The sequence below is a fragment of the Candidatus Latescibacterota bacterium genome, assembly GCA_019038625.1.
Taxonomy (GTDB): Bacteria; Krumholzibacteriota; Krumholzibacteriia; order Krumholzibacteriales; family Krumholzibacteriaceae; genus JAGLYV01.
The window spans coordinates 1-7,518 of the sequence record JAHOYU010000160.1 but is presented as its reverse complement, the minus strand read 5'-3'; the positions used below and the strand labels follow the sequence as shown (position 1 = coordinate 7,518).

Here is a 7,518-nt window from a genome sequence, read left to right as displayed (position 1 = left end):
CAGCACAAGGCTGTCAAAGACTTTGGGAAAAAGAAAATAGATGGACATTTGAAGAACGAACATTCGAAGATGGGATGATCGAGTAAGGAGTGATTGAAGAGGAATCATTCGAAGGGGGAATGATTGGGGAAGGACATTCGATGAAGGAATGTTCGAAAAGGGAACGATTGAGTGAAGATTATTCGAAGATGGGATGTTCGAATTTAACCGCTGAAAATTCCATCAACGATTCATGTAACGGTTGGTGATGGGAAGCCTGCGGTCCCTTCCGAATGCCTTCGGCGTGATCTTGATCCCCGGAGGACCCTGCCTGCGTTTGTACTCGTTTCTGTCTATCATGCTTATGACGTCCAGCGCGGTTTTTCGTTCGATGCCATCCGCCACTATCTGCATGAGTGACATGTCATGCTCGACGTAGAGTTCGATGATCCGGTCCAGCACGTCGTAAGGAGGGAGGGAATCCTGGTCGCACTGGTTCGGGCGCAGTTCCGCGGAAGGTTTCCTTCTGATAGTCGATGACGGGATCAGAGCTTTTCCGGCAGCCCTGTTCCGGTAGCGGCTCAATGTAAAGACGAGGCTCTTCGGAACGTCTTTCAGAACGGCGAATCCACCCGCCATATCTCCGTAAAGGGTGCAATATCCCACGGCGATCTCGCTCTTGTTCCCAGTGGTCAGGACGAGCCATCCGAAGCGGTTGGAAAACGCCATCAGCAGGTTGCCTCTTATCCTGGCCTGAATATTTTCCTCTGTTATTCCGATATCCCCCTTCGGAAGCAGTCCTCCGAGAAGGGAAAGATATGAATTGTAGATCGTGCCTATCGGAAGCTCATAGAGGGAGATGCCAAGATTCGAAGCCAGCTTTTTCGCGTCGGTCAGGGTCGCGCCCGATGTGTACCCCGAAGGCATGGTCACTCCCTTCACCCTTTCGGGGCCGAGGGCATCTACAGCGACAGCCGCCGTCAGAGCCGAATCGATACCACCGCTGAGGCCGAGGACGACCCCCCTGAATCCATTTTTCTCGACATAATCCCGGGTGCCTGTCACGAGAGCCTCATAGATTTCCTCCGATGGCCCGAGGTGTTCGGCCATTGCCGTCGATATCCTTTTCGGGCCTGATTTTCCCCGGGGTCTCAACGCGGGAAGATCCGCGAAATCGATTGTTCCTTCGACCGTCACGGCAGGATTGCCGGAGTTCGGAGTCGTGGGGTTCCTCCGTTTTGAGGATGTCTTGCGGCCATGGCGGATCGAGATGTCTGAAATAATCAATTCTTCGCCGAACGGCCGCCCTCTCGCGATCGTCTTTCCTTCGGGAGAGCATATTACACTACTGCCGTCAAAGACCAGTTCGTCCTGTCCCCCGATAAGATTGGCGTAGCATAGATAGACGCTGTGTTCCCTCGCACGTTTACGCATAAGTTTCTCGCGGTCGCGGCATTTGCCCCTGCTATAGGGTGAGGCGGAGATGTTCACTATGAGATCGGCCCCTCCCTCGCTGACCTGTGCCCCGGTCGGGCCGTCGTCGACCCAGACATCCTCACAGATACTTACCCCGATCGATAAGTCACCGATCCTCAAGACAAGGGGCTTCGTGCCGGCAGTGAAATATCGTTTTTCATCGAATACACCGTAATTCGGCAGGTGAATCTTTCTGTACCTGGCCGCTATCTTTCCATCCGAAAGAACGACGGCTGTATTGTAGAGTGGCCCTGAGCCTTTCCCGGGCGATTCCGGGGCGCCAGCTATGACTATTATTCCCCTGGCAAGTTTCGCTACCCGGGCAAGGGCCTTTTCACAATCTTCGAGAAAGGATGGCTTCAGGAGCAGGTCTTCTGTGGGGTAACCGCATATGGAAAGCTCTGGAAACGCAAGAAGATCGATCCCCTTTGTCTTTGCTTCGGCTATCCAGGACCCCATCATTGCGGCATTTCCTTCAAGGTCGCCGACTATCGGGTTTGCCTGCGCGAGTCCCACTCGGATTTTCCTGCTCATTCCATCCTCTCCATCCTGCATTCTGTCACCCCGAAGACCTTTTAACAGTATCACGAATGACAATAGCAGGAGGGGTGAAAAAGCTGAAACAAAAAGAGTGTGAAAGCGTATTCATTATATACCGATTACCGGAGGAGAAACCGATATGAAAAAGATTATTGCTCTGACACTGCTTGTTTTAATGGTCGGCCTGATGATGTCGGCAGATCTTTCAGCAGCATCGAAAAGAAAGGCCTACAAAGAGAAGGTCATTACCGAGGAATTCGATCTCAAGCCGGGGGAGCTGATCGAGCTCGACATCGAGACCGGTGGCGACATAATCATTGTCGGCTCGGACAGAGACAATGTGGAAGTCGAGATCGCTATCAGCGGTCGCAATATGGAAGATGTGGAACACGAGTTCGACAGGACCAGATCCGGACTCAAGATACGCCTGCACTTCGACAGAAAGTTCCGTCGGGGGAAAGTCGACACGAGAATCTATCTCAGAGTGCCCTCGAAGCATGATATAAAGTTCGAGACTATGGGCGGAGACGTAGAGATCGAGAAGGTCGAGGGAAAGATCAGCGGAAAGACGATGGGTGGGGACATCGAGTTCAACCACCTGAAGGGAGAGGCGAATGTAACGACGCTGGGTGGGGACATCAGGATCAGCGATTCCGAGCTGGATGGAAAGGTGAAGACGTTAGGCGGCGATGTGAGGATAAATGACGTCATCGGAGACCTTAGAGGCAGCACGCTGGGTGGAGACGTTACTTATGATGGTGTAAAAAGAAGGAAGTCTTCCAGGAAATCTAAAGGATCGGATGACGACGATGAGGTCAACATCTCGACTCTGGGCGGAGACCTGAACCTCGATTATGAAGGCAAAGAGATAAAGGCCAGGACCTTCGGCGGAGATATCGATGTGAAGCGGGCCAAAAAAGTCAAAGTGAGTACCATGGGCGGAGATGTCGATATCGACGAGGCTCCCGAGGGCGCTGACGCGCACACGATGGGTGGTGACATCACGATCGAGAGTGCCGGCAAGTATGCCAAAGCAAAGACAATGGGTGGAGACATCGAGATCCACAGTATAGATGGTTGGGTCGTGGCAACGACGATGGGTGGCGATGTGACGGTGAGAATGGTCGGCGATCCTGCCAAAGGTAAAAGGGATGTCCGGATCAAATCGATGGGTGGGGATGTAGAGGTCACTCTTCCAGCCGGACTTTCGATAGACTTCGACGTGGAGATCGCGTTTACAAAAAATTACCGCAAAAAGTGCGAGATCATCTCTGATTTCCCGATCCAGATAGAAGAGACAAAGGAATGGAAGAGGAAGTGGGGGCAGAAGAGGAAATATATCTACGGCACCGGCGAAGTCGATGGCGGAGAACATACAATAAAGATAAGGACGATCAACGGAAACGTTCGGATCAAGAAGGATTGATAGCAGGTATTCCACCATAGTAGTTCCCATATCGAAGAGGAGTCCCGGAAAGAGTGCCAGGGCTCCTCTTTCGTATGGGGGATGTTTTGTTCTCCTGCTCGGACAGTCCTCGCCAGGACATGTGATCTTGCCCTTCTTGCTCAAACAGTCCTCGCACAGCGCAAGGCGTTGTGCTGCGAAACTCGCCGAAGGGCAAATCGCCGTGCCCGCCCGACTTAAAGATCAGGGTAGATCTCTGGTCTGCGGCTCGGGATGAAGTATTTTCTCGCGCTGCATCCGTCGAGCTCTCCGTAATCGATATCGCAGTAGAGGATCATCTCTTCAAGTTCTGGTGCTCTCGCTAGCACCCTGCCGTCGGGCCCTGCTACATACGATTCACCCCCGAACGTCAGGCAGTCTTCCTTGCCGACACGATTGGAAAGAGCGGCGAAATAGCCGTTGTGAAAGGCAGCCACCTGGAGTTCCGCCTCAAATAGTCCGGCGGGCCATTCACCCATCGCCCCTGCCTGGGGGACTATCACCAGCTGTGCTCCCTTGAGCCCGAGGGCTCTCATGTATTCAGGGAAATGACGGTCGTAACAGATGGCGATACCGATCCTGCCGGCTGAAGTGTCAAAGACACCGGCGCCGAGGTCCCCCGGAGTGTAATATCCCTTCTCGAGGAAGCAGGGAAGATCGGTGACATGGACCATCCTGTTCATCCCTTTTATCGATCCGTCGGAGTCTATTACTACCGTCGTATCGAAGGTTCTGTTCCCATCTTTCTCGAACAGGTTGATAACTGCGACTACTCCGAGACGGCCAGCCAGTTCGCAGAATCTTTCAGTAGTATGGCCCGGAACCGTCTCAGCAAGTGCCGATACGTCGCCTTCGGCAGCGTGCTGGGGAAGGAACCAGCTGAATGACAATTCTGGATAGGCGACGACTGAAGCCCCTGCGCTGGCAGCCTCTTCAAACGCCAAAAGGCCTCGGGCAAGGTTCTCGTCCCTGTCTTTTGTTACTTTGTGCTGAACAAGCGCCAGTTTCATGTTATTTCCTTTCATCGAAGCCGAGCTCTGAGCCACGTGGGAACACCGATTCTATAGTAGATGGTATATTTTCGGGCGAAATATTGCAAAAACATTCATCGACAATATGGGCCCCGTAGTGCATACTTCCCATCTCGGATTTTTGCAGATGAAGATAAAACAGGAACGGAAGGAACCCTTATTCATGGCCTGGCGCGGGCGGCTCAGGCTGGGAGGAAACAATGCAGAAATTGGCGTTTATCGGATTTGGAGTGGTAGGCCAGGGCCTGGCCGAGATACTTCTGGAGAAAAAAGATATTCTGAAAGAGCAGTACGGATACGAGTTCAGTGTTGTCGCGGTCAGCGATTTCACAAAAGGTTCAGCTCTCGATAATAACGGACTCGATCTGGCGAAGGTCCTCGATCTGGCGAAGGACGGAAAGATCTCCGAGTATCCCGGGGCCACGACGGGTCTTGACGCGTTGCAGACCATCGAGCAGGCAGATGCAGATGCCGTGATCGAAGTATCATATACCGATATCAAGACGGGTGAGCCGGCCAACAGTCATTTCAGGGCGTCGCTGGAAGGTGGCATGCACCTGGTGACGACGAACAAGGGGCCGACGGCGCTCTTCTTCAAGGAACTTGCCGAACTCGCGGATGAGAAAGATGTTATGTTCCGCTACGAAGGAACCGTAGTAGCAGGCACGCCTGTCCTGAACCTCGGTGAGATGTGTCTCGCCGGATGCGATATCAGGGAGATCCGCGGCATCCTCAACGGTACGACGAACTTCATCCTGACCAATATGGAGACTGGCAAGAGTTATGATGACGCACTCAAGGAGGCGCAGGAACTTGGATTCGCCGAGGCCGACCCGACGGCGGACGTCGAGGGATTCGACGCTCTGGCGAAGGTAGTCATCCTGGCCAAGAGCGTGATGGGCGCTGAGATCTCTCCTGCCGATGTAGACAGGACCGGTATCACGGCGATCACTCTCGAAGACATAGAAAAGGCAAAGGCTGAGGGTATGAGATGGAAGCTTATCGGCAAGGTCGCGAAGACCGCATCAGGTGTCTCTGCCTCGGTCAAGCCGGAGAAAGTAGCAGTCACCGATCCGCTGGCTTCAGTGGGGGGCGCTATGAACGCACTGACTTTCGATACCGATCTGCTCGGCGACGTCACGATAGTAGGACCGGGCGCGGGCAGGAAGGAAACAGGATATTCGTTGCTTATAGATCTTCTGGCAATCCACGGGATGACCAGATAGGTACTCGACAGGCTATCTCGCGCCGAAGTCTCGTGACCTGTCAGGGCGCGATGAGTCGCAGGAAGGAATGGTACAGAATATGAAGATGTTGATTGCTGGAAAATGGGTAGACTCTGGTGACACGATCGATGTGAAGGATCCTCTCGACAATACCGTCATCGATACGGTTCCGAGTGGTACGGCGAAGGATATCGACGCCGCGATAACAGCGGCGGTCGAAGGGTACAAGATAAATCGCGCGCTGCCAGTCCACGAGAGGATATCGATCCTCAGGAAGACGGCCGATATCATCGAGGCGAATCTGGAGGATTTCGCTAAGACGATCGCGATGGAGGGAAGCAAGACGATCCGCGAGGCCCGCGGGGAGGCCGCACGCGCTGCCATGACGATCATGATCTCGGCCGAGGAGGCCAGGAGAGTGGTCGGAGAGACTATACCATTCTCATCGAGCCCCGGTTCGGAGAACAGGCAGGGATACTATTTCAGGTTCCCGATCGGCGTGATCGCGGCTATCACTCCTTTCAACGACCCGCTCAATCTTGTCGCGCACAAGCTCGGGCCGGCGATTGCCGGAGGAAACTCCGTAGTGCTGAAGCCAGCGACCGTGACTCCACTTTCAGCGCTCAAGCTCTGTGAGGCTATGATGGAAGCGGGCCTTCCCGCCAACATCCTGAACTGTGTCACCGGTTATGGAGCGAAGATAGGAGATGCCCTGGTCACAGATCCTCGCGTGCGCATGGTGAGCTTTACAGGTGGCGTGGAGGCCGGGCAGGAGATCGTTAAAAAGGCGGGGCTGAAGAAGATCGGGATGGAACTCGGATCGAACACTCCTGTCATCGTCTGTGCTGACTGTGACCTCGAACAGGCCGTTGCGAACAGTGTGTCGGGTGCCTTCTGGGCTGCCGGGCAGAACTGTATCGGCGTTCAGAGGATCTACATAGAGAAAGATATCTACAAGAAATTCGAGACCCTGTTTGTATCGCGCACCAGGCAGTATAAGGTCGGGCCGAAAATGGAAGAGGACTGCGATATGGGTCCTATGATCAACGAAGGCGAGGCCAAGCGGATCGAAAAATGGGTGAACGACGCTGTCGCGAAGGGCGCGCGTGTGCTCATCGGTGGTACCAGGAATGGTGCCATCTATGATCCGACCGTGCTGGCCGATGTGCCTCCCGGATCGACGCTCGACAAGCAGGAGGTCTTTGCGCCTACGGTGAACCTCTATCCGGTCGATAATCTCGACGAAGCCATCGCGAAGGCGAACGATGTTGATTTCGGGCTCCACGCCGGAATATTCACCAGCAGTATCGACAACGCGTTCAAGGCGATCCAGGAAGTAGAGGTCGGAGGGATAATCATCAACGACTCATCCGATTACAGGATCGATATGATGCCTTTCGGCGGAGTGAAGAACAGTGGCCTCGGCCGCGAAGGGATCAAGTTTGCCCTGCAGGAGATGACAGAGCCGAAAGTGGTCTGCTTTAATCTGTAGGGCGTAGTTCGATGAATCATTAATACAAGAAGTCCCGAGGCCTTGAGGCTGCGGGACTTCTTTCACAAGCGCAGACTTTGTATTACAGACCCAGCACATCTTTCATCGAATAGAACCCAGGCTCCTGCCCGACTATGAACTTTATCGCGCGCAGGGTGCCTCTCGCGAAGGTCCGTCTCGAGTGGGCCCTGTGGGTCAGTTCGAACCTCTCCCCTTCGCCGGCGAATATCACCTGGTGTTCACCGATGACATCGCCTCCGCGGAGGGAGTGCATGCCGATCTCGTTTTTGGGGCGTTCCCCGACGAAACCCTCACGGCCATAGACAGTGT

Annotated in this window: 6 protein-coding genes; 3 read left to right on the top strand and 3 right to left on the bottom strand. The window is 54.0% G+C overall.

Annotation, left to right across the window (positions count from 1 at the left end):
- Positions 1-222 precede the first annotated feature (222 nt).
- Positions 223-1,989, bottom strand: coding sequence for an NAD+ synthase (locus tag KOO63_11940; protein ID MBU8922520.1), 1,767 nt, complete (start codon positions 1,987-1,989; stop codon positions 223-225).
- Positions 1,990-2,134: 145 nt separating this feature from the next.
- On the opposite strand from KOO63_11940, the gene KOO63_11935 reads away from it, so the two are divergent.
- Positions 2,135-3,421, top strand: coding sequence for a DUF4097 domain-containing protein (locus KOO63_11935; GenBank protein MBU8922519.1), 1,287 nt, complete (start codon positions 2,135-2,137; stop codon positions 3,419-3,421).
- A 215-nt stretch (positions 3,422-3,636) separates the two neighbouring features.
- Here the strand turns inward: KOO63_11935 and KOO63_11930 are convergent, their stop codons facing one another.
- Complete coding sequence (locus KOO63_11930; GenBank protein MBU8922518.1) at positions 3,637-4,449, bottom strand: hypothetical protein; 813 nt, start codon at positions 4,447-4,449, stop codon at positions 3,637-3,639.
- A gap of 221 nt (positions 4,450-4,670) precedes the next feature.
- Here KOO63_11930 and KOO63_11925 point away from each other — a divergent pair, with 221 nt between their 5' ends.
- Entirely contained in the window at positions 4,671-5,696 is a 1,026-nt protein-coding gene (locus KOO63_11925; GenBank protein MBU8922517.1) for a homoserine dehydrogenase, read from the top strand.
- Positions 5,697-5,763: 67 nt separating this feature from the next.
- Complete coding sequence (locus KOO63_11920; GenBank protein ID MBU8922516.1) at positions 5,764-7,188, top strand: aldehyde dehydrogenase family protein; 1,425 nt, start codon at positions 5,764-5,766, stop codon at positions 7,186-7,188.
- Positions 7,189-7,270: 82 nt separating this feature from the next.
- On the opposite strand, the gene KOO63_11915 is transcribed toward KOO63_11920, so the two are convergent.
- Positions 7,271-7,518, bottom strand: a 248-nt coding sequence (locus KOO63_11915) for a hypothetical protein (GenBank protein ID MBU8922515.1), incomplete at its 5' end; no start/stop codon positions are given.